20 protein-coding genes are annotated in these 21,014 nt (G+C 35.9%); 5 read left to right on the top strand and 15 right to left on the bottom strand.

The features are described 5' to 3' along the window. Positions 1 to 51 precede the first annotated feature (51 nt). Entirely contained in the window at positions 52 to 1,158 is a 1,107-nt protein-coding gene (locus B5V89_RS11490; protein WP_108072099.1) for a PRK06851 family protein, read from the bottom strand. 206 nt (positions 1,159 to 1,364) lie between these two features. On the opposite strand from B5V89_RS11490, the gene B5V89_RS11485 reads away from it, so the two are divergent. Continuing rightward, on the top strand, positions 1,365 to 2,219 hold the full coding sequence (locus B5V89_RS11485) for an alpha/beta fold hydrolase (RefSeq protein WP_108072098.1): 855 nt from the start codon (positions 1,365 to 1,367) through the stop codon (positions 2,217 to 2,219). A gap of 77 nt (positions 2,220 to 2,296) precedes the next feature. Here the strand turns inward: B5V89_RS11485 and B5V89_RS11480 are convergent, their stop codons facing one another. Further along, positions 2,297 to 2,722: a hypothetical protein gene (locus B5V89_RS11480; RefSeq protein WP_108072096.1), complete on the bottom strand. Its 426-nt coding sequence runs from the start codon at positions 2,720 to 2,722 to the stop codon at positions 2,297 to 2,299. Between the two features lie 55 nt (positions 2,723 to 2,777). Beyond that, positions 2,778 to 2,957, bottom strand: a complete 180-nt coding sequence (locus B5V89_RS11475) for an SE1832 family protein (RefSeq protein ID WP_108072094.1) — start codon at positions 2,955 to 2,957, stop codon at positions 2,778 to 2,780. Between the two features lie 155 nt (positions 2,958 to 3,112). Here B5V89_RS11475 and B5V89_RS11470 point away from each other — a divergent pair, with 155 nt between their 5' ends. After that, the gene (locus B5V89_RS11470) at positions 3,113 to 3,763 is read left to right on the top strand and encodes a LytTR family DNA-binding domain-containing protein (protein WP_108072093.1); all 651 of its coding nucleotides are present in this window, start codon (positions 3,113 to 3,115) and stop codon (positions 3,761 to 3,763) included. Between the two features lie 164 nt (positions 3,764 to 3,927). Continuing rightward, positions 3,928 to 5,442, top strand: coding sequence for a succinyl-CoA:acetate CoA-transferase ScpC (locus tag B5V89_RS11465; RefSeq protein ID WP_108072091.1), 1,515 nt, complete (start codon positions 3,928 to 3,930; stop codon positions 5,440 to 5,442). A gap of 49 nt (positions 5,443 to 5,491) precedes the next feature. Here B5V89_RS11465 and B5V89_RS11460 read toward each other — a convergent pair whose 3' ends face one another. Both B5V89_RS11460 and B5V89_RS11455 read right to left on the bottom strand, forming a co-directional pair. Then, positions 5,492 to 6,811, bottom strand: a complete 1,320-nt coding sequence (locus B5V89_RS11460) for an L-cystine transporter (protein ID WP_181294661.1) — start codon at positions 6,809 to 6,811, stop codon at positions 5,492 to 5,494. Between the two features lie 489 nt (positions 6,812 to 7,300). Next, positions 7,301 to 8,872, bottom strand: coding sequence for a bifunctional metallophosphatase/5'-nucleotidase (locus B5V89_RS11455; RefSeq protein ID WP_108072088.1), 1,572 nt, complete (start codon positions 8,870 to 8,872; stop codon positions 7,301 to 7,303). 283 nt (positions 8,873 to 9,155) lie between these two features. Between B5V89_RS11455 and B5V89_RS11450 the strand changes: the two genes are divergently transcribed. Then, the gene (locus tag B5V89_RS11450; RefSeq protein WP_108072086.1) at positions 9,156 to 10,103 is read left to right on the top strand and encodes a phosphate/phosphite/phosphonate ABC transporter substrate-binding protein; all 948 of its coding nucleotides are present in this window, start codon (positions 9,156 to 9,158) and stop codon (positions 10,101 to 10,103) included. 331 nt (positions 10,104 to 10,434) lie between these two features. Here the strand turns inward: B5V89_RS11450 and B5V89_RS11445 are convergent, their stop codons facing one another. From B5V89_RS11445 to B5V89_RS11410, 9 genes are all read right to left on the bottom strand, one after another. Further along, positions 10,435 to 10,821, bottom strand: a complete 387-nt coding sequence (locus B5V89_RS11445) for a hypothetical protein (RefSeq protein ID WP_108072085.1) — start codon at positions 10,819 to 10,821, stop codon at positions 10,435 to 10,437. A gap of 415 nt (positions 10,822 to 11,236) precedes the next feature. After that, entirely contained in the window at positions 11,237 to 12,034 is a 798-nt protein-coding gene (gene phnE, locus B5V89_RS11440; RefSeq protein ID WP_181294657.1) for a phosphonate ABC transporter, permease protein PhnE, read from the bottom strand. After that, the gene (gene phnE, locus B5V89_RS11435; RefSeq protein WP_108072082.1) at positions 12,031 to 12,810 is read right to left on the bottom strand and encodes a phosphonate ABC transporter, permease protein PhnE; all 780 of its coding nucleotides are present in this window, start codon (positions 12,808 to 12,810) and stop codon (positions 12,031 to 12,033) included. The genes phnE (B5V89_RS11440) and phnE (B5V89_RS11435) overlap by 4 nt, the downstream gene beginning before the upstream one ends. Next, positions 12,807 to 13,580: a phosphonate ABC transporter ATP-binding protein gene (gene phnC / locus B5V89_RS11430; RefSeq protein ID WP_066230565.1), complete on the bottom strand. Its 774-nt coding sequence runs from the start codon at positions 13,578 to 13,580 to the stop codon at positions 12,807 to 12,809. Before phnC ends, phnE (B5V89_RS11435) begins: the two co-directional genes overlap by 4 nt. A 244-nt stretch (positions 13,581 to 13,824) precedes the next feature. Continuing rightward, entirely contained in the window at positions 13,825 to 13,962 is a 138-nt protein-coding gene (locus B5V89_RS20100; protein ID WP_181294656.1) for a hypothetical protein, read from the bottom strand. A gap of 68 nt (positions 13,963 to 14,030) precedes the next feature. Beyond that, entirely contained in the window at positions 14,031 to 15,281 is a 1,251-nt protein-coding gene (locus B5V89_RS11425) for a DEAD/DEAH box helicase (protein WP_108072080.1), read from the bottom strand. A gap of 77 nt (positions 15,282 to 15,358) precedes the next feature. Beyond that, the gene (gene asnB / locus B5V89_RS11420) at positions 15,359 to 17,206 is read right to left on the bottom strand and encodes an asparagine synthase (glutamine-hydrolyzing) (protein ID WP_108072078.1); all 1,848 of its coding nucleotides are present in this window, start codon (positions 17,204 to 17,206) and stop codon (positions 15,359 to 15,361) included. Positions 17,207 to 17,536: 330 nt separating this feature from the next. After that, entirely contained in the window at positions 17,537 to 17,968 is a 432-nt protein-coding gene (locus tag B5V89_RS11415; RefSeq protein WP_066230574.1) for a threonine/serine exporter family protein, read from the bottom strand. A 16-nt stretch (positions 17,969 to 17,984) separates the two neighbouring features. Next, on the bottom strand, positions 17,985 to 18,749 hold the full coding sequence (locus tag B5V89_RS11410) for a threonine/serine exporter family protein (RefSeq protein WP_066230579.1): 765 nt from the start codon (positions 18,747 to 18,749) through the stop codon (positions 17,985 to 17,987). Between the two features lie 226 nt (positions 18,750 to 18,975). On the opposite strand from B5V89_RS11410, the gene B5V89_RS11405 reads away from it, so the two are divergent. Further along, positions 18,976 to 19,992, top strand: a complete 1,017-nt coding sequence (locus B5V89_RS11405; protein ID WP_107919844.1) for a DUF1646 family protein — start codon at positions 18,976 to 18,978, stop codon at positions 19,990 to 19,992. A 48-nt stretch (positions 19,993 to 20,040) separates the two neighbouring features. On the opposite strand, the gene B5V89_RS11400 is transcribed toward B5V89_RS11405, so the two are convergent. Further along, the gene (locus tag B5V89_RS11400) at positions 20,041 to 20,994 is read right to left on the bottom strand and encodes a siderophore ABC transporter substrate-binding protein (RefSeq protein ID WP_108072076.1); all 954 of its coding nucleotides are present in this window, start codon (positions 20,992 to 20,994) and stop codon (positions 20,041 to 20,043) included. Positions 20,995 to 21,014 lie beyond the last annotated feature (20 nt).

Raw genomic sequence — 21,014 nt, 5'->3', positions numbered from 1 at the left:
TTTGAAATCTTTATTCATAAATAAGGAACTACTTACCCATCAAGGATAACCCTAATCATATGAAAGTTTACTTTCTAAATGAATAATCTCATTATTTATCTCTTCATAAATTCGATCTATGATTGTAAAGTCCATTGCTTCAACATAGTATTTTTCCAGTTCGTCATGCAAGGTTTTTGCTTTTGCTAAATAAGCAGTACCTTCTTTCATCTTATCTTTATAGCGTTTATGCGCTTCATCAATTTCAATGCTATATTTTTCATCTGTTCCGGGTGTTACCGCCGCTAAGTAAAGATCGACAATTTCATCCCCATCCCGATCCGGAAAGTATTCATGTGGATCCGTACTATCAAAAATCGCAAAACTCAATTCTCTTACGACAACCATATCAATACTATTAGGATCGAATCCACAATGATAAATTTCCGTATCAAATCCTCTTTCTTCTGCGGCTGCGGCAATCTTTTTCAATAATGTAGACTTACCTGTACCTGCTCGCCCCTTTAAAAAATATCTTTTTTGTAAGCCGTCCGTAATATTTGGTATGAAATCAGCTGCACCTTCCGGGGTTGCTGCACCTAAAAAACGATGCCGAACATCCGCCTGTTTGGAGAGCTTTTCCTCTGGAAAAATTTGCTGAATCAATTCGTTCGTTAGCTGATTTGCTTTTGCAAAATCCATTTCTTTAAAATAGATTTCCTCTAATTGATCATGTTCCTCCAGCCCTTTTGCAAATGTGTCATATGCGAGCTGAAACGCATTGGAAACTTCATGATGAAGGGAAATAATTCTCTCTTTATGTTGTTGTAATTTTTCACTGTCCCACGCTCTACCTACATTCACATACTCCTCAATTGCACCCGGGGCGGTTGGTTCAATGATGTGGGGTGCAGTACCGTCAACGATTCCAAATTTTAATTTTGGGATAACCACACCATCTATAGAACCATTGTCTGATGAACAATGAATAATTTCTAAGTCATAACCTTTATGTCCCCATTCATCAGTCAGTCTCTTCATCATGCTCGACTTACCAGTTCCAGGTCCCCCTTTAAGGATAAATAAGCGTTCCAATCCCTTCAAATTCGAGTCGAAAAGATTATAGAATCCTCGGCCCGTATTTCCGCCCGCATAATAATTAAGTACCTTCCCTGCCATGTAAAACACTCCTCTTACAGTGGGATTTATCATTTACTCTACTCACTAGCCTATGCATTTCATCCTAATAGGTGAACACCTACTTCCTACTTGTACTTTTATTTTATAAATATTTAGGGAAAACAAAAATAAGAAACTTTTGAAGTCATGAAGTTCGTATTCTATACTTATGTAGTAATCGAGTTATAAAGAAGGAGTTCATTGAAGTGATTTTAAAACGTACGTTCATGCGAATGATGGTTGCACTCCTATTAATTATAGGATTGTCACTGTTATTGCTGCACCATACAAGTTCAAATAAAAATTCTCCCCCAAACGAGAATAGGATTCCAACCATTTTTGTCCATGGGTTTAAGGGGACTTCTAAATCATTTAACACGATGCTAAATCGGTTTGAAAATAATTACTTTTGGGGAAGAAAGACAATGGTTTGTCGGGTTAGTCATAATGGACATGTTTTTATTTCCGGAGGCATCCCCAAAAATCAAAAGCACCCTTTTATTCAAATTATTTTTGAAAATAATCGATCCACAATACAAAACACAACAGATGAATTAAAGAATGTAATGAAGGTTTTAAAACATAGATACGGGATTAATGATACGTATGCTGTTGGGCATTCCATGGGTGGCCTTGTTTTAACAAACTATATCGAACAGACCAGCAATAAAAAGCGTTATCCAATAATCAAAAAACTAATTACGATTGGAAGTCCATTCAAAGGGATTGAACGAAAATCCTATTATAAAAATCCAAATAATACGGGACCGGCAGTTAAAGATTTAAAACCTAATTCCGGCGCTTTACAAGCACTTGTTGAACATAAAGAATCATTTGATGCAAACATTAAAGTACTATCCATTGCAGGTGTCATTTTGGACTCCAAACATGGTGATGGGGTTGTTTCACAGCCAAGTGCATTAGGCATTCAAGACATCGTCCACTCAAACCAATTAAAGACAAAAATTGTAAATGATATTAATGCTACACATAGCGGACTTCACGAGCATCAAACAGTGGATCGATATATTGGGGAATTTTTGTGGAATATTAAAGATTGATTACATGTAAAAGGCTTGTAGAAAATGAACTTTTCTCTACAAGCCTTTTATTAAGCGGACATGGTGTCCATCAAGCTTTACTTCACACTTTCTTTTAATCTATTCATACTCTTTTGGATTCTATTTTCCGTTTCCACGTTTAAATCCTTCTCATACACATAAAAAACTAACACATTGTTTACCTCATAATATTTATAAGAAACTGTATTAGAATTCTCCGTTTTTTTACGGAAATCTTCCATTCCCTTCCTACGCTCTTTAGCCGAAGGATAGATATATATTAGCAATTTTTTGCCATCTAAAGCATATGAAGATGGTCTTGCTCCATTCAGCTTCATTCCAAGAAGATCATCATTACTTGATTTTGCTTCTTTGATTGTTAGTTGCTGTTCTTTCAAGGCAGACAAGACTTGATTTAATGTAATTGCGGAGGCATCTGAACTAGTTGATTTACAAGCGGCCAATAAAAAAATAATCAATACTAATAATGTTGATTTCTTCATTTTCCCCCTGCTTTCTCCTTTTAGGTGCTCCACCTTTTTAGATTAAATTATTATCTTAATCAAGCTTTGCTAACTGTTCATTTAATAATTTTAACTCTTTTTCTATCCCTTCTAGCTGGAGTTCCAGTGGGGATAAATTCCCTTTAACAAACTCAAGCTTTTCCAAGTCATGCTGAAGACGTACATAATCCGCCTTTAAGTCTTGAATTTTATATTCTATCTCTTTTCGATTCATGTTGGACACCTCATTTTTTTACTTTACTCTTATTTTAACGTACCATGCATTCATTGGGAATCTATTAGAACTTAAACATTTTTCCATACATTCAACTAAATAATCGTGTGTGATATACTTGAAGTGAAATGTAATATAGGAAGGTGAAATCTAGCATGGATCATCATACTGTTTCATCCATTATGGAAGTTATCCAAGAGTTTGTTCCAAAAGATACTTCAATTGCGATAGCTAACGATAAACAATATATTTATTATCAACCAAGCAAACAAATCGATTTAAAGATAAAACCAGGCGATCAAATCCGAGAAGGGACTGCTACCTTTAAAGCCTTAAAAGTTAAGCAAAAAATTTCCGATTATATTGATAAAAACATACTCGGTGTCTCGTATTTCGGTATGTCCGTTCCTATTGTAAAAGGGAATCAATTAAAAGGTTGTGTTACGGCTATTTTACCAAGAAAGCCAATCACATTCCCTACTTCCTTTCTAACCGTGAAGTCAAATGATCGATGGCTCCCATTGCCTTTTAATCAAATTATGTTTTTAGAAGCACAAAGTAGAAAAACCAACGTCCATTCTTCTTCATTAGTGGGAACACATAAATTTAACTTAACAGAACTAGAGTTCTTTTTACCTTCTGATCTATTTATTCGATGTCATCGTTCGTATATTATTAATATCAATTTTATTGCAGAAATTCATCCTGACTCACATTCCACTTTCTTACTAATTATGAAAGACGGGGCAAAAATTCCTGTAAGTCAAACATATGCGAGTCAATTTCGAAAAATATTATGCTTTTAACAACTTGCCGATGATGCAAGTTGTTTTTTTATTCAAGCAATAATGCTCCTTTATGTATAAAAAACACCTCTTTATTCCTAAATAAAGCCCTTTCATTCCAATTCTAGTGAAGAGTCATCCAATTATTGATAGAATATTTCAAAAAGAAACAAAGGGTGACGTTAATGGAAAACAATACAATGAAATATATTAGAGACCCTCGTTTAACGGACCGAGTTGTAACAGCGAAAGATGCTGCATCCTGGATAAAGGACGGCATGACATTAGGATTAAGTGGATTCACACGAGCGGGAGATGCTAAGGCTGTACCTACTGCATTGATCGAACGGACAAAGAAGGAAAGTTTAAAGGTAAATGTTTATACAGGTGCTTCCTTAGGATCTGATATTGATAAATTAATGGCTGAAGCAGGAATGATTCATAAGCGTATGCCATTTCAAGCGGATCCTACAATGCGCAAAAAAATCAACCAAGGAGAAATGCTATTTGTCGATCAGCATTTGTCCCACATGGCGGAAGCAATTCGTGCGGATGTACTTTGCCCGATTGATTTCGCAATTGTGGAAGCGGTTGCAATCGACGAAAACGGCATGATTATTCCGACAACATCTGTCGGAAACTCTTCTATTTTTGTTGAAAAATCAAAACATGTAATTGTCGAAATTAACACTGCACAGCCAATCGAACTAGAAGGACTTCATGATATTTATGAGACTGGCATGCAAGGAAAGCGTGATCCCATACTACTTAAAAATGTACAAGATCGAATAGGTACAATAGGTATTCCGGTAGACAGTGAGAAAATTATTGGCATCGTGTTCACCCATCAATTGGATTCGGCTTCTACTATTGTGCAACCTGATGAAGAGACACAAATCATGGCCAATCATTTAATTGATTTCTTAAAAAGGGAAGTAAAGGCGGGGAGATTAACAAATCAGCTTGCACCATTACAGTCTGGAATAGGTTCTGTTGCAAACGCGGTATTACATGGACTTATAGATTCAGAGTTTACTGACTTGGAAGTATACTCCGAAGTTCTCCAAGATGCTGTCTTTGACTTAATTGATGCGGGGAAAGTACGATTTGCTTCTTGCTGCTCTATTACATTGTCCGATGAAAAAATGAAGCATGTATATGCCAATCTTGAAAAATATAAGGAACGTCTTATTCTCAGACCACAGGAAATATCGAACCATCCGGAAATTATCCGTCGTTTAGGATTGATTTCAATTAATACGGCATTAGAAGTGGATATTTATGGAAACGTAAACTCTACACATGTACGTGGAACACATATGATGAATGGCATTGGTGGCTCGGGGGATTTTGCAAGAAATGCACGCCTAGCTATATTTGTTACGAAATCAATTGCAAAAAATGGAGACATCTCCAGTATCGTCCCATTCGTATCACATGTAGATCATACCGAACATGATGTGGATGTTATCGTAACTGAACAAGGCTATGCCGATTTACGAGGCTTGGCACCTATTGAGCGTGCACCACTCATTATCCAAAATTGTGTTCATCCATCCTATCGTGAGCAGCTGCTTGAATACTTTGAAGAGGCACGACACAAAGGGGGACAAACACCACATGTATTGGAAAAGGCATTTTCCTGGCATATTAATTATGAAAAAAATGGAACGATGCGTCAGCATGTAAACCAAATATAAACCATGCAAAAATGCCATCCATTGCTATAAGGATGGCATTTCTATTTATCTATGCTTCTATTGCATTAGATTGTTGATAAACGTCTTTATCAAGCTCTTTTGTCGCCTTACCTGTTAAAATTCCAGCTGTCATACTTCCACTCACATTTAAAGCTGTACGGCCCATATCAATTAAAGGTTCTACTGAAATTAATAGACCAACGATCGCAATCGGTAAGTTCATAACTGATAATACGATTAATGCAGCAAATGTTGCACCCCCACCAACACCTGCAACACCAAATGAACTAATTGCTACCACTAAGATTAGGGTAATAATAAACGATGGATCGGTTGGATTAATTCCAGCAGACGGAGCTACCATAATCGCTAGCATAGCTGGGTAAATTCCTGCACACCCATTTTGTCCGATTGATAATCCAAAGGATCCCGCAAAGTTTGCAATTCCTTCTGATACACCGAAGCTTTTCGTTTGCGTTTGAATATTCAAAGGCAATGTTCCCGCACTTGAACGTGAAGTAAACGCAAATGTTAAAGTAGGCAAGCTTTTCTTCACATACTTCACTGGGCTAAGCTTAGCTAATGAAATAAGTACTAAATGAACGATAAACATAACAATAAGTGCCACATAAGAAGCGATAACGAATTTGCCTAGTTTGGCAATTGCCCCATAATCACTTGTAGCCATTACTTTCGTAATTAGCGCAAGTACACCATAAGGAGTAAGTCGTAAAATTAACGTAACAATGCGCATAATAATTGCATATAACGTATCTATTATTTTTGCAAAAAATTCCCCTTGCTCCGGACTTTTTCTCCTAACTCCAAGGTAAGCCATTCCGACAAACGCCGCAAAAATAACAACTGCAATTGTAGATGTTGGACGTGCACCTGTTAAATCTTGAAATGGATTACTTGGTAACAATTCGATAATTTGCTGAGGAATTGTCATATCTTTCACACCTGTGACTTTTTCCTGTAGAAGTGCATTTCGTGCAGCTTCTTCTTCCCCTTGATTTAAATGAATCCCATCTAAATGAAAGCTTAAAGCCGAACCAATACCGATTGCAGCAGCAATCGCTGTTGTGCCTAGTAAAATTCCAATTACGAGGAAGCTGATTTTGCCAATATTTTTCGTCAACTTTAATTTTGTAAACGCGCCAACGATTGAAATGAATACAAGTGGCATAACGACCATTTGTAATAGTTTTACATAACCATTACCAACAATATTGAACCAATCTATTGTATTAACAGTTACACTGTTCGTTGTTCCGTATAAAAGATGAATGATAAAACCGAAAACAATCCCCAATCCTAAACCTGCGAATACACGTTTTGAAAAGGATACATGCTTCTTCTGCATCATAAACAATCCGAAGATTAAAAGCAGTAAAACAATTATATTGATAATAATAAGTAAAGAATTCACTTTTATCCCCCTTTAATAAAGTAATAAGATAGTGCAAGCAAAACTATATTACAATTAATCCAATCAGTCAAGTAGGAATTACTACGAAAATAAATTATTATTTTTTGTTATGCTTTTACAATATGTCAATTAAACGAAAAAAAGTCCTTTCTCAAAAAAAGAGAGAGGACTTCAACCAAAAAAGTTTAATAAGGGACCTTCATATAAATTATTGTCACCTCACCCGCAGACTGAATACACTGCGCTTTCCGCGGGTGAGGTGTGAGCCTCCTCGCACGTACCTCGCTGCGGGGTCTCACATTGCTCACTTTTCCCGCAGGAGTTTACGTGTATTCAGTCTGCTTAGTACTTTTATAATGTTTCTATTCTAATCAAAAATACTAAGTAGAAAGTCATTATTTCTCATATACTATTAGAAAACAGTCTTTAATAAATTACCTTCCAGTTGTCATTCACTGTTGCCTTAACTACTTTCTTTTCTAATATATAGTTCGCGATGAGCTCGGATACGTCTGTAGGAATATCTTTAATGACTGGCTTGTCCTTATACATAAAGTACTCGCCGCCGCCACCTGCACGGTAGTTGTTCATAACTACATCATATTGCCCATTGGGGTCGATTGGGTTGCCTTTATATTCAAGCTTAATGACCCGTTCACCTATTGGCTTTCTTATATCAACAATATACTCGATACCTTCCCACATATCATAGTTGAAATGCTGTGGCTTTGGAGTTGTAAAAGCCGGATTTACCTCTACTTCTCCTCCAGTATATTGTTTAAAATAGGATGCCGATCGTTCAAGTGCTTCTTTCATATCGTTACCCGTAATACGAATGACCTTTAATGTATTAGGGTAAATATAATTTGAAACAACATCCCTCATCGTTACATGCTCAGGAAATCCTGGAGATTGATTATCGAATAAAGCCGTATTTGAAATTTCCACACCCGCTACTTCCATTTGAACATGATTGATAAATTCGATTAATGCATTATCCGTCATTCTTGTTTTCATCGGGTCACGAACAAGCATGTCCCCTTCAATTTTGCCAATTGGTTGATCCAGCCATTTTTGTGTCGCTTCCTCATATTCTTTTACCTTTTCTAAAAGTTGAAGATCTGCTTCAACTCCTGAAACAGGAAGCAGCTCTGAGGACTTTTCAACACATTTCCATTTACCATTTTGATTCTCAAGCTTTAGCGAAACCTTTCCTAAAGCAATTCCATTATTACCTGGTTGCACGACAATGACATCATTGATTTTATTTCCTGCAATTTGGCGATGTTGATGCCCGGTTAATAATACATCAATCTCCTCTACCTCTTGACAGATTTGATAGCCTTGATTTTCTCCTGTTAGCGTTTCAGTTGGTTCACCGGTCTCAAGATCTCTCTCAAATCCTCCATGATAGGAAACAATGACTAGATCAACATTCTTTTCATTTCGTAAAAATGATACCCATTTCTTTGCAACCTCTACTGCATCGGCAAATTCAATTCCTTCAATATTTTCCGGCTGTTCCCAATTCGGTATATATGGGGTCGTTAAACCGAGGATACCTATTTTTAATTCATTAACTTCCTTTATTAAATACGGTTGTCCATAGTATGGCTCGCCTGTTTCTTTATTTAAAATATTCGCTGACAACCATGGAAAATTAGAGTCTTCTATTGCAGATGATAGTATCTCTTGACCGTAATTAAATTCATGATTTCCGAACACTGCTGCATCATACTTCAACTCATTTGCTAATAGAATCATTGGATTGATTTTTTGGTGATCGATTCTTGCGTAATGATAGGTAAGTGGAGTTCCTTGGATTAAGTCTCCGTTATCAATAAGAAGAACATTTTCATTTTCCATTCTTTCTTTTTTTATCAAAGAAGCAATTCTTCCTAAACCGACCTCTGCTTCCTTATTCGTTCCATAATTGATCGGGAAAATATTCCCGTGCACATCGCTAGTTTCCAGTATTGTTAATGTTAGTTGCTTCATTTCTTTACCACCTGTCTATTAAATGTCTGTAACTATTATAAACTAAAATTAATTTAACTCTCTACTATACCTATCTAATAGCAGAAGTTTGAATAATTAAAATATATCACAAAAATAAATAGTGCTATTAACCAAACTTTAATACTTGATTAATATCTCCTTAACAATTAACATTTATCTACTAAAAATTTAATAATAAAGTAATTTTCTTATTTATTTTATAGTCAAAATATTATATGCTTAAAGCGTATTCAAAAAAACTTTTACATTCGGAGGTAAATGTATGCTGAAAAAATTTGCTGCATTATTTCTAGCACTTGGTGTCGTTGCAATGGTAATGGCTGGGTGTGGAAAAAGCGATGACAAAGCAAAAGATGGCAACAAAGACGGTAGCAAAGGATTCGTTCCTAAGGAATTAACAATTGGGTTTGTACCATCTCAAAACGCTGAAACATTAGAGGCAAAAGCAAAACCTTTAGCAGAACTTCTAGAAAAAGAAATTGGTATTCCTGTTAAAGTTAAAGTAACTACTGACTATAACGGTGTTGTCGAAGCTATGGGTTCAAAACAACTTGACCTTGGTTTCCTACCACCTACAGACTATGTATTAGCACACGAAAAAGGATATGCAGATGTATTACTTCAAGCACTTCGTAATGGGGTTGATGCTAAAACTGGAAAACCAACTAGTGACCTAGTAGATTATTATTATTCCGGTGTATTAGTAAGAACGGATTCCGGTATCAACAGCGTTGCCGACTTAAAAGGTAAAAAAATTGGCGTTCAAGCACCTACATCTTCTGCGGGCTATGTTTGGCCGGCGGTTTATATGAAAAAAGAAGGTGTAGATATTCAAAAGGATATGACAGCTATTCAATTACAAGGTCATGATAAAGGTGTACAGGGTGTTCTTAATAAAGATGTCGATGCAGCGGCTGTTTTTGTTGACGCACGTAATATCTTAGAAAAGGAATATCCAAACATTTATAAAGATACTAAATATCTATTCTTAACTGATAAAATTCCTAATGATACAATTAGTGTTCGCCCTGATATGGATCAAAAATGGAAAGATAAAATCGCTGATGCGTTTGTTAAAATCGGAGAAGATAAAGAAGGAAAAGAAATTATAAAACAAATCTATTCTCATGTAGGATATACAAAATCTCAAGACTCTAATTTTGATGTAGTTCGAGAATACACTAAGAAATTTCAAGAAATAGGAAAATAATAAAAAGTTGTACTTAATAACTATGCATATTCACCCTTTCTAACGAGAGGGTTTTTTTATTAAAAAGATGTCTTTTATTGTTACAATCGTTATTCGAGTTATTTTATTTTCCAAATGTCGGTTATTAAGCGGAAACCATTCTAACTACTAGTTATGATCTAAAATTTTAGTTGTTTGAAAACTACTTGCCAGAGTATTTTACTCATTTCTACAAAAAAGCCTTAACATCTTCCTTTTTAAAGAATGTTAAGGCAACATTGATAATAGGAAACTATCAAAAGTTATATAATAATTATATTCTTAGATATATATTTCAAGAGGTGGCTAACTCCTATTTATTTAAAGACCAAACTATTGAGCCTTTTACAGATACATCGTTCTGTGCTGTGTCCAAATGAAGTCTATATTTTCCACCTGAGACTTTAACTTTTGTATTTACCTTTTCACCATGGTTAACCCCTCCACTTTTATAAACTTTCCCTTTACTATCTACAAGCGCCCAGTAAACAGCTGACCAAATTCCGATGTCACCATTAATTTTAACAGTAATTACTCCAGGGTTTGTTGTAATATAGCTACTATTTCTTGCCTTCACTCCATCTATATAAGGACTTAATTCCACCGAGGTATTAGTAGCAGCAGATGACGGGATTGCAAAAACTAACAAACTAAAAATTAAAGCTACAGGTAAAGATAATTTTTTAATAGAATTTTTCATAATGTTGCCTCCTAGTTTTATAATTTTGGTATTAACTAAATATTAATTTAATTTTTACCTGTAAATAATTATAATAAATTCTAGTAAAAGTTTTTATTGGGAAAATAAAGTGCATTTTACTCTATTAAAATAGTATTAATTTTCCTACTTTCCTAAATATCCTTTTTGAATCTATTATTTTTCTTTTTTTAATAATTTGTTTGATGTTTTTTAAAGATATAGAGATGCTTTCACCAACAATACTCTTGATAAACGATTCTTATGGTTTAAATTGAATTATTAATCACATGTTAGATCATGATACCCTTTTTTCACTTGATGCATAGATAAAAAATAAATACTTGAATAAATATAAAAAAAAGCAAAACCCACAGAATCTGTATGTTTTGCTTTTTTTTATTTATATTGGGTACAATCATACTAATCGTTTACGAATAGCAGCAGAGATTAAATCAATAATTGTTACCATAATGATAATTCCATAAAGAATAATCCCTACACGATCCCACGAGTGTCCGTTTAATGCAAAGATTAATGGGGCACCAATCCCCCCAGCACCAACAATACCTAAGATAGTGGCTGAACGTACACTAATTTCAAATCGATATAATGTATACGACATGAATGCCGGCATGATTTCCGGAATAATCGCAAACCATAATACTTGAAGCTTGTTTGCTCCCGAAGCAATTAACGCCTCTCTTGCAGTAAATTCTGTGTTTTCAATCGACTCCCCAAACAATTTCCCTAGCATACCAATTGAGTGGAAACCAAGTGCTAAAATACCTGCGAACGCTCCTAAACCAACTGATTTAATGAATAAGAGTGCCATAATAAGCTCTGGAAACACACGAATACAGCTTAAAACAATTTTACCTAGACTTGAAATTGCGCGGTATTTCGTCATATTTCTTGCTGCCCAGAATGCAAAAGGAACACAAAGAAAAGCTGAAATAAATGTACCTAATACAGCAATTGCTAATGTTTCAAGTAATGTTCGTAATAAATCCTCTCCTGCTGGATCGTAAATATAGTCCCAATCCGGATGAAAGAATCCATGAAAAATCGCCTTCAGTGCTTGAATAGCGGAATCTTTAAACGCAATGGAGGGTGCGCTTGCAAATGCCCAAACATAAATTGCGATAACGATAAGTACAATTGCCCAGTTTCTTATCCGTTTTCCTATTGGTTTTTTTAATTGATTTTGGCTCATAATAATTTCTCCCGAATCTTATTACTTATCGCATCTACTATGATAACCACGATAAATGTATAAATAATAATAGATAATACACGGTCATATTGGAAAAATCCTAGTGCATTATTTAGGAATAATCCAATCCCACCTGCACCTACATAACCTAGAATAGCGGCTGCACGTATATTAATTTCAAAGCTATATAAGAAAAATGATGCATAGTGTGCAATAACTTGTGGAATAACTCCAAAGAAAATCCATTGAATCTTATTTGCCCCAACTGCTGTCATCGCTTCTAGCGGCCCTGGATCAATCGTTTCAATTGCTTCATAAAATAATTTCGCAATAATACCGAAGGAAAAAACAGAAATTGCAAGGATACCAGGGATTTCACCAATCCCAAAAATCGGTACAAATAATGCAGCCAATAACAATTCCGGAATCGTACGGATTAAATTCATTATAAATCTAGCAATTTGATAAACAACTGGAATTCTCACAACATTACTAGAAGAAAGCAATGCTACAGGGATAGCCACGATCCCACCAAATGTTGTACCTAAAACAGCCATTCGAATAGTAGCTAACATTGGTTCTGTTATCGATTTAAAATAACTCCAATCAGGAGGAAACATTTCATTAAGCAAGGTCCCCATGTTTGGAAGCCCATCCCATAGCTTTTGAAATGATACATCTGTATTGAGTGCACTGGCCCAAATGATGACTACAATAAGTAAGAATGTAACAATCCCCTTAACTTTTGACGGTTTTTTCACCTTTATTGAGTTCATTCTTCCTTCTCTCCTAGCAACTCATCTTTCTTAATCTCACGTCCATAGATTTCAGAGAAGACATCATCTGTTGCCTCTTCAACAGGACCATCATATACTACTTCCCCTGCACGTATACCGATAATTCTTGTGGCATATTGACGGGCTAAATCAACAAAGTGCAAGTTTACAATTGTTGTTATTCCTAATTCCTGGTTGATTCGTTTCAAATCATCCATAACTTGTCTAGTTGTAAACGGGTCCAATGACGCAACGGGTTCATCTGCAAGAATAATTTTTGCTTCTTGCGCTAAGGCACGAGCGATCGATACACGTTGCTGTTGTCCCCCAGAAAGTTCATCTGCACGGGAATAAGCCTTTTCTTTAATGTTCACACGATCAAGTGCATTTAAAGCGAGATCCACATCTTCTTTTGGGAACATTCCAAGTAGAGTACGGACAGTAGAGTGATATGCCACTCTTCCAGATAATACATTACGAAGGACGCTAGAGCGTTTTACAAGATTAAAGTTTTGGAAGATCATACCGATATCCCGACGGATATGGCGAAGAGACTTGCCTCTTGCAGCAGTTATAGATTTTCCATCGATGATAATTTCACCATCAGTAATTTCATGTAGCCTGTTAATAGAACGAAGTAGGGTCGATTTACCTGCCCCCGATAGACCAACAATAACAACAAAGTCTCCCTTATTGATGGTAAGGTTTACATTTTTTAAACCTTTCGTTCCATTAGGGTAAACTTTCGATACATTTTTAAATTCTATCATTTCTAAATAATTTCCCCTTTTGGATAATATTTTAATATAAAATTAATCGCAAAATACAACAACTTACAACATTAAATTTACCAGTGAATTCACATAAACTCAAGCTAGATTTTGTATTTATACAAATTTTATATAAACTCAATAATAAATTTACAATCTAGTACTTTTTAATTATATAGTAAAATGCTATTCAATGTATATGGAAACGCTTACTAATTAAGAAGAGGTAGGCAATAGCCTACCTTCACTTTTTCTTTGCTTTGTTATTATTTTGATCTCTATTCTCTGTATTAAATTCAACTAATTCTTCACTAATTTCATTTTGATTTTTCGCATTATTGTTTCTTTGAGCATTGGCATTTCCGCGTTTTGTTCGACCCATTCTATTCCACTCCTTTTTAATTTGCCTTCATGATGTAGTCTAATTAAAAAGGAATGGAATATTCACTATTATCTTCTTTTTCGTTTTCCTTTTTCTTGCTGGCCTTTTTGTTTATGATTGCGAGTATTTCTTTTATGATTTTTATTCGTTTTCAATTGGTTCTTGCCTGACTCAGATGGAGTAAATTGTTCTTTTGCCGGACTAATACTTATCTTTTCAATTTTATGCTGGATTCCTTTTTCAATCATCTCAAGATAGGAACGATCCTTAGGTGCAACAAAAGTAATAGCCATCCCTTTTCCTCCGGCCCTACCTGTTCGGCCAATACGATGGATGTAGCTTTCCACATCTTCAGGGATATCATAATTAAACACATGGGTAACCCCTTCTACATCAATGCCCCTCGCCGCAACATCTGTGGCAACTAAATACTGGATTTTGGCTTCGCGAAAGAGCTTCATTACTTTTTCACGTTTTGCTTGTGATAAATCACCATGCAGTTCCTCTGTTTCATATCCAAAGCCTTTTAATGCATCATTTAATGTACTTGCTCTCCTTTTCGTACGGCAAAAAATAATTGCCAGAAATGGACGATATTGATCCATCATCATGCGTAAAGATGCTTGTTTTGCCCGATCGGTTGTTTCAACAACTAGTTGATCAATCTCATCCACTGTTATTTGTTTATTTTTAATTCGAATATCAACCGGTTTTTTCATATATTGGTTGGCGATTGAGCGAACTTGTTTCGTCATCGTTGCCGAAAACAACATCGTTTGCCGGTTCGATGGTAAGGCCGTTATGATTTCCTTTACTTCCGGCAAAAATCCCAAATGTAACATTTGATCCGCTTCATCAAGGACAAGCATAGATATTTCCGAAAGATCGATTGTTTCCCTCCTCATATGATCTAATAAACGCCCTGGAGTACTAATAACAATATGTATGGCCCCTTTTAACTTTTTCATCTGTTGGGCAACGTCCTGCCCCCCATAAACAGCTAATGCTTGAATGCTATTAAGTACTGCTGTGAAATTTTTTAATTCCGCAGTTATTTGTAAAGCTAGTTCCCTCGTGGGTGTAACAATTAATGCTTGTACATTCGGTTGATTAGGATCGACTTTTTCCAAGATTGGCAAAAGAAAAGCCAATGTTTTCCCTGTCCCTGTTTGGGCTTGAGCAATCACATCTTTCCCTTCAAGGAGTACTGGTATCGTCTCACTTTGGATGGGAGTGGGCTCGGATATACCATTTGATTGTAATCGTTTTTGTATAATTGGTTGAATACCTAGTGTTTTAAAATCAGGCAAATTTATCATTCCTTTAGGTTTTTAAAAATAAGCGAAATAAAGTGATAACATCGCAATGATATTATCACTGAGTATCTATCATACCATTATTCATTAATGTTAATGCCATATTCTTCAAACCAATAATGAATTTGTGCAAGATAGGCGAGTAATTGCGGACCTGTCATCAATTGTCCAAACCACGGGACTTGGAATGCCCTTCCTTCCGATTCAACAATCGCAAGTAACTGATCTTTCTTTAAAAACTCATAAAGAACAGAACTCTTTTCTTGTAAAATTTCATGTAGCCACCCTTTTACTGCCTTTGTATAAGCTGGATGGTGTGTTTTCGGGTAAGGACTTTTTTTACGATAGAGCACATCATTAGGCAGTATTCCCTCCAAAGCCTTTCTCAGTAAGCCTTTCTCACGATTATCATACATTTTCATCTCCCAAGGGATATTCCATGCGTATTCAACCAACCGGTGATCGGCAAAAGGAACTCGAACCTCCAGACTTGCTCCCATACTCATTCGGTCCTTACGATCCAGTAAAGTGGTCATAAACCAAATCATATTTAAATAAAATAATTGTCTCCTTTTTGCCTCAAGCGGATCTTCACCTTCAAGAATAGGGGTCTCCCTAACCGTTTCCTCATACTTAGTTAACACATAATCTTTAATATTCAGCTTTTTATTCCAGTGATCTTTTACTAAATCAACACGCTCATTCACCGACCTCATCCATGGAAATCCTTCCCGCTCCAAATCATCCTTTCGGTGGAACCATGGATACCCGCCAAAAATTTCGTCGGCACATTCACCAGAAAGACTAACAACAAAGTCCTGTTTGATTTCCTTGCAAAACCATAAAAGAGAGGAATCGACATCAGCCATTCCTGGGGTATCTCGAACGATTACTGCTTCCTTTAAATACTCCGCCAACCGCTCTTGAGTGATAACACGATTGTGATGGATGGTTCCAAATGTATTGGTTATTTTGTCTATCCAGTGTGCATCGGAATTAGGTTGAAAATCATTGGCTTCGAAAAATTGGTCATTTTCCTCATAATCGATTGAAAATGTATGCAAAGCACCTAATCCATTTTCTTGAAAGTGATTGGAGGCAATGGCCGTAATCGCACTGGAATCAAGCCCTCCTGACAAAAACGTGCATATCGGTACATCTGATACTAACTGTCGGGTTACCGCGTCTGTAAATAAATAGTTGATTTTTTCTGCTGTTTCCTCCACAGAATCGTGATGCTTCTCACTTTTCACATTCCAGTATCTCCAGACCTTTAGTCCATCTCTTGAGAAGGTAAATGCATGCGCCGGTCTTAACTCATTAATACCGAGAAATATCCCATGTCCAGGTGTTCTTGAAGGTCCTAATCCGAGGATTTCTGTAAGTCCATCTAAACCAATTTCAGTCTTTACCTCCGGGTGAGCGAGAATCGCTTTCAACTCCGAACCGAAGATAACCCCACCAGTATACTCCCGATAAAACAAAGGCTTTACCCCTAACCGATCTCTTGCAGCAAATAAATGTTGTTTCTTTTCATCCCAAATAGCGAATGCAAAAATTCCATTGAAATGATGAATGCAATCCTCTTCCCACTCTAGATAAGAAGTTAATAACACTTCTGTATCCGAGTGACCCTGAAAACGATACCCTTTTGCTAATAGCTCCTTGCGAATATCTTCCGTATTATAAAGCTCCCCGTTATAACATAACGTATAAGTATATTCACCCTTTTTCCGTGACATTGGTTGAATTCCGCATAGAGGGTCCACTACAACTAGTCGTTTATGTCCAAAAGCCGCGTGTTTTGTAAACCATGTATTTGTATCATCTGGCCCACGTCTAGATAAAGTTTCCGTCATATTTGAAACAATCTCATGTGTATTCGATAAATTTCTTTTAAAATCAACCCAGCCTGTTATCCCACACATATATTGCATCTCCTCCTTAACATGTATAAAAAACTGATACTTATTATATGTGCGTTCGCCTAATGGTTGAGTTGTCTACAAAAAAAAACGCAGATTTCCGATTCGAAAATCATGCGCTATTTTTGAGTTTGCCGTCCGGATTTTTTAAAGGTTAGAAAGTATAAATTTTATAGGAGTAATGTTCCTAATAAATATCTGCTTTGTCTAGCTCCAGCGCCTATCGACTAGAAAACTTCAGGACTTTTCCCTACGATAAGTCAACATCGATTCGCCTTACATCACCCGTGTTTCCTTTATCTCAGTCGAAGTCCCGTAAGTCTTTTACGTCGATTAGCAAGGCGCTTTCGCTTTTCTAATCATTTGATTAATTACTTCTGCAAATACGATTCCAATCGCAATAGCACCAGATATCATGAATGCTTTTGCAGCCATTTGTATAGCTGTATTGTAATCATTTGCTACGAAATGTCTCATTGCATCATAAGACATTCCTCCTGGAACGAGCGGAATAATTCCTGATACACTAAAAATAATAATCGGCGCCTTATATATTTTTGCAAATACTTGACTAATCACAGCAATAACGAACGCAGCAACCAAACTAGCTACTGCCGCGTTTGCATGTGAATTGATTAGTAAAACATATATGAACCAGCCAATCATTCCAACAAGTCCACAAAGTAATAATTTTTTCCTCGGTATATTAAAAATTATTCCAAACGCACCCGTAGCGATAAAGCTAGTAATCAGCTGTTGAATCATCACATATTTCCCTTCATTATAATATTGAAAAAAACGAAATAACTACAGCAATCCCTGTTCCAATAGCAAATGCTGTTAAAAATGCCTCTGCACCTTTTGAAATACCTGATACAAGATGTCCTGCCATTAAATCCCGTACCGCATTCGTTATGAGCAATCCTGGAACAAGGGGCATAACGGAACCAATAATAATCTTATCTATTTCATTTCCTAGCCCCGACCTCACAAAAAGGACTGCTAATAATCCGATGATGAGTGAGGCCAAGCATTCCGAGAAGAACTTTACTTGTACGAGGCGATGTAAATAAATAAAACCCGTGAAACCTAAACCTCCAGTAATGATAGCGGGAAGAAAATCATGCCACCCGCCATTGAACATAATTAAAAAACATCCGCTCGATATCGCTGCAGCGGTAATCTGTATCCAAATAGGATAGGCGAAATTCGTTCTTTCGATTACCTTTAATTCGTCAAAAGCCTCACTTAACGATAGTTCGCCACTAGTTAATTTCCGCGATATACTATTTACGATTGTTACTTTTTTTAAATCTGTTGAGCGTTCAGATACCCGAACAAGTTTAGTCGGCTCTGAACCATCGATTGAAAAAATGATACCTGTTGGCGTCACAAAGCTATGTGTTCCTTTAATACCGAACGCATAAGCAATTCTTGTCATTGTGTCTTCTACCCTATATGTTTCAGCTCCACTTTGAAGCATAATTTTCCCTGCCAGTAAGCATGTTTCCACGACTTTATAACTTTGACTTGTGTGAGTTTCCATACCTTTTTCTCCATTTATCATATTAAATTCATTATATATTAACACATCAATCAGCGTTGATTAAGACCTATTAAAAAAAAAGAGAGATGATTGAAAAATCACTCAATTGGTTCAACTTTATTGAAGTTAACAAAAAAAATATTTATACTAAAAGAACAAGTTTCCTATTAATACCCCTTTAATTAGTAAATACCACCTTAAAAATACATATATGAAGGAGACTAACATGCTAATAGGTTTAATCATTATTTTATTATTTGTTTTATTTCTACCTTTCTCCGTTAAGTTTGTTGAGCATAATTTAGAAATATTTTTATTCATTATGGGACTTGCTGCTGTATTAGTTAGTGGAGTATTGGATAAATCACTAATTCTTAAAGCATTGGAAGACCCTATAAATATTTCTCTGGCTGTTTTAATTGCCGGCTTATTATTTAGATGGCTTCAAAAGCCATTGGAGAAAATGATTCTTGGAATAAGCGGGGCTATGCCTTACCAATTATTCTTGGCACTAGTCGTTATTATTTTAGGACTCATATCTAGTGTTGTAACCGCGATTATAGCTGCACTTATTCTTGTTCTCATTGTGAGCGTCCTACGCTTGGATCGAAAGTCAGAAGTTCGTTTAGTTGTTTTGGCATGCTTTTCTATTGGACTCGGTGCAGCCTTGACGCCAATTGGTGAACCATTATCTACTCTTGCGATCAGTAAGCTTCATGAGGACTTTTTCTATCTATTTCGATTAATTGGCCCTGAAGTGATTTCCTTAGTGGTGATATTTGGTATATTAGCTGCGATTTTAGTTAGACCGAAGAATGATGAAGACAGTTTAAAAAGTGATCAAACCACGGAAGGCTACGGAGAAATTATTATTCGTGCATTAAAGATTTATCTATTTGTAATGGGATTAACACTTTTAGGAGCAGGTTTTGAACCGTTAATTACTAAATACTTATTGGATTTGAGTCCATTTATTTTATATTGGATTAATATGATCTCGGCTATTTTAGATAACGCGACTTTAGCTGCAGCTGAAATCAGTCCTGCTATGGGTCCATCAACTATTAAGGCAATCCTGCTCGGACTGCTTATCAGCGGTGGAATTCTCGTTCCGGGAAACATCCCAAATATCATTTCTGCGGGAAAACTAAAGATAACTAGTAAAGAATGGGCAAAGTTTGGGATTCCCGTTGGATTAAGCGCAATGGTTGTTTATTTTATTGTTTTAATCTTTATAAGCTAATTCAATCTATAAAAAAACTGTCTCCAACTAGAGACAGTTTTTTTAATATTATTCCAATCCTTTTGCTGCTTCTTTTACCATTTCGGCTACAGATTCTAGTCCGCCGCCTGATAGGTACCAGTAACCAGGATCTAAGTATACAATTTTGCCATTTTTGTAGGCATTTGTTTTCTTCACTAAGCTATTTTCGATAACTTTTTTCGCATTATTGCCTTCACCTACGGCAGCATCACGATCAATTACATAAAGAATGTCTGGATTTTTTTCATTAATGAATTCCATTGAAATGTTTTGACCGTGTATAGGGTCTGCTTCAATATCATCTGCTGCAGATTTTACACCAAATACATCATGAATTAGGCCAAATCGGGAAGCTGGACCATAAGCTGTTACTTTGCCACCTGAAGTTAATGTGATCAATGCTTTGGCATCACTTGCATCCGCTTTTTCCTTCAAGCTAGCAATTTCTTTGTCAATAGTTGAAAGTTCTTCTTTTACTTGAGCCTCTTTACCGAAGATTTCACCTAAAGTATTTACATTTTGTTTAAATGAATCCATATATTTTTTGCTATCAATTCCCATAAAAATTGTAGGTGCGATTTCAGCAAATTTATCATATGAATCTTGTTGTCTACCAGAAATAATGATTAGATCAGGTTGAATTTCATTAATTGCTTCAAAATCCGGTTCCTTTAAACCACCTACATTTTTATATTTTGCATCCTTATATTTTTCCAAATAAGCTGGTACATTTTGTTGTGGCACTCCCGCCACCGTATCGGATAATCCAAGCTTATCTAAAGAATCTAATGTTCCCATATCAAATACAACAACTTTTTGGGGATTTTTCTTTACAGGAGTCTCTCCTAATTGATGTTTAATCGTAAGTGTATCTCCCTTACTTTCTGAACCATTAGATTTCTTCCCGCTAGTTGAACCGCACGCTGCCGCAAAAATGGTCATTACTGCTATGATTAAAAATAATGATAATTTCCTTTTCATCATTACACCTCGATAAATAT

The organism is Heyndrickxia sporothermodurans (assembly GCF_003055045.1).
Taxonomy (GTDB): domain Bacteria; phylum Bacillota; class Bacilli; order Bacillales; family Bacillaceae_C; genus Heyndrickxia; species Heyndrickxia sporothermodurans.
Note: the sequence above shows the minus strand (reverse complement) of the source record. Positions and strands in the feature narration are given on the sequence as shown.

Excerpts from the sequence above, each read along its gene's own strand:
- B5V89_RS11490 (WP_108072099.1), bottom strand. The coding sequence starts at position 1,158 with ATGGCAGGGAAGGTACTTAATTATTATGCGGGCGGAAATACGGGCCGA.
- B5V89_RS11455 (WP_108072088.1), bottom strand. The coding sequence starts at position 8,872 with ATGAAGCAACTAACATTAACAATACTGGAAACTAGCGATGTGCACGGG.
- phnE (WP_181294657.1), bottom strand. The coding sequence starts at position 12,034 with ATGAGCCAAAATCAATTAAAAAAACCAATAGGAAAACGGATAAGAAAC.
- phnE (WP_108072082.1), bottom strand. The coding sequence starts at position 12,810 with ATGAACTCAATAAAGGTGAAAAAACCGTCAAAAGTTAAGGGGATTGTT.
- phnC (WP_066230565.1), bottom strand. The coding sequence starts at position 13,580 with ATGATAGAATTTAAAAATGTATCGAAAGTTTACCCTAATGGAACGAAA.
- B5V89_RS11400 (WP_108072076.1), bottom strand. The coding sequence starts at position 20,994 with ATGAAAAGGAAATTATCATTATTTTTAATCATAGCAGTAATGACCATT.
- B5V89_RS11465 (WP_108072091.1), top strand. The coding sequence starts at position 3,928 with ATGGAAAACAATACAATGAAATATATTAGAGACCCTCGTTTAACGGAC.
- B5V89_RS11450 (WP_108072086.1), top strand. The coding sequence starts at position 9,156 with ATGCTGAAAAAATTTGCTGCATTATTTCTAGCACTTGGTGTCGTTGCA.
- B5V89_RS11410 (WP_066230579.1), bottom strand. The coding sequence starts at position 18,749 with ATGGAAACTCACACAAGTCAAAGTTATAAAGTCGTGGAAACATGCTTA.
- B5V89_RS11470 (WP_108072093.1), top strand. The coding sequence starts at position 3,113 with ATGGATCATCATACTGTTTCATCCATTATGGAAGTTATCCAAGAGTTT.
- B5V89_RS11460 (WP_181294661.1), bottom strand. The coding sequence starts at position 6,811 with ATGATGCAGAAGAAGCATGTATCCTTTTCAAAACGTGTATTCGCAGGT.
- B5V89_RS11480 (WP_108072096.1), bottom strand. The coding sequence starts at position 2,722 with ATGAAGAAATCAACATTATTAGTATTGATTATTTTTTTATTGGCCGCT.
- B5V89_RS11405 (WP_107919844.1), top strand. The coding sequence starts at position 18,976 with ATGCTAATAGGTTTAATCATTATTTTATTATTTGTTTTATTTCTACCT.
- B5V89_RS11475 (WP_108072094.1), bottom strand. The coding sequence starts at position 2,957 with ATGAATCGAAAAGAGATAGAATATAAAATTCAAGACTTAAAGGCGGAT.
- B5V89_RS11415 (WP_066230574.1), bottom strand. The coding sequence starts at position 17,968 with ATGATTCAACAGCTGATTACTAGCTTTATCGCTACGGGTGCGTTTGGA.
- asnB (WP_108072078.1), bottom strand. The coding sequence starts at position 17,206 with ATGTGTGGGATAACAGGCTGGGTTGATTTTAAAAGAAATTTATCGAAT.
- B5V89_RS11445 (WP_108072085.1), bottom strand. The coding sequence starts at position 10,821 with ATGAAAAATTCTATTAAAAAATTATCTTTACCTGTAGCTTTAATTTTT.
- B5V89_RS11425 (WP_108072080.1), bottom strand. The coding sequence starts at position 15,281 with ATGATAAATTTGCCTGATTTTAAAACACTAGGTATTCAACCAATTATA.
- B5V89_RS20100 (WP_181294656.1), bottom strand. The coding sequence starts at position 13,962 with ATGGGTCGAACAAAACGCGGAAATGCCAATGCTCAAAGAAACAATAAT.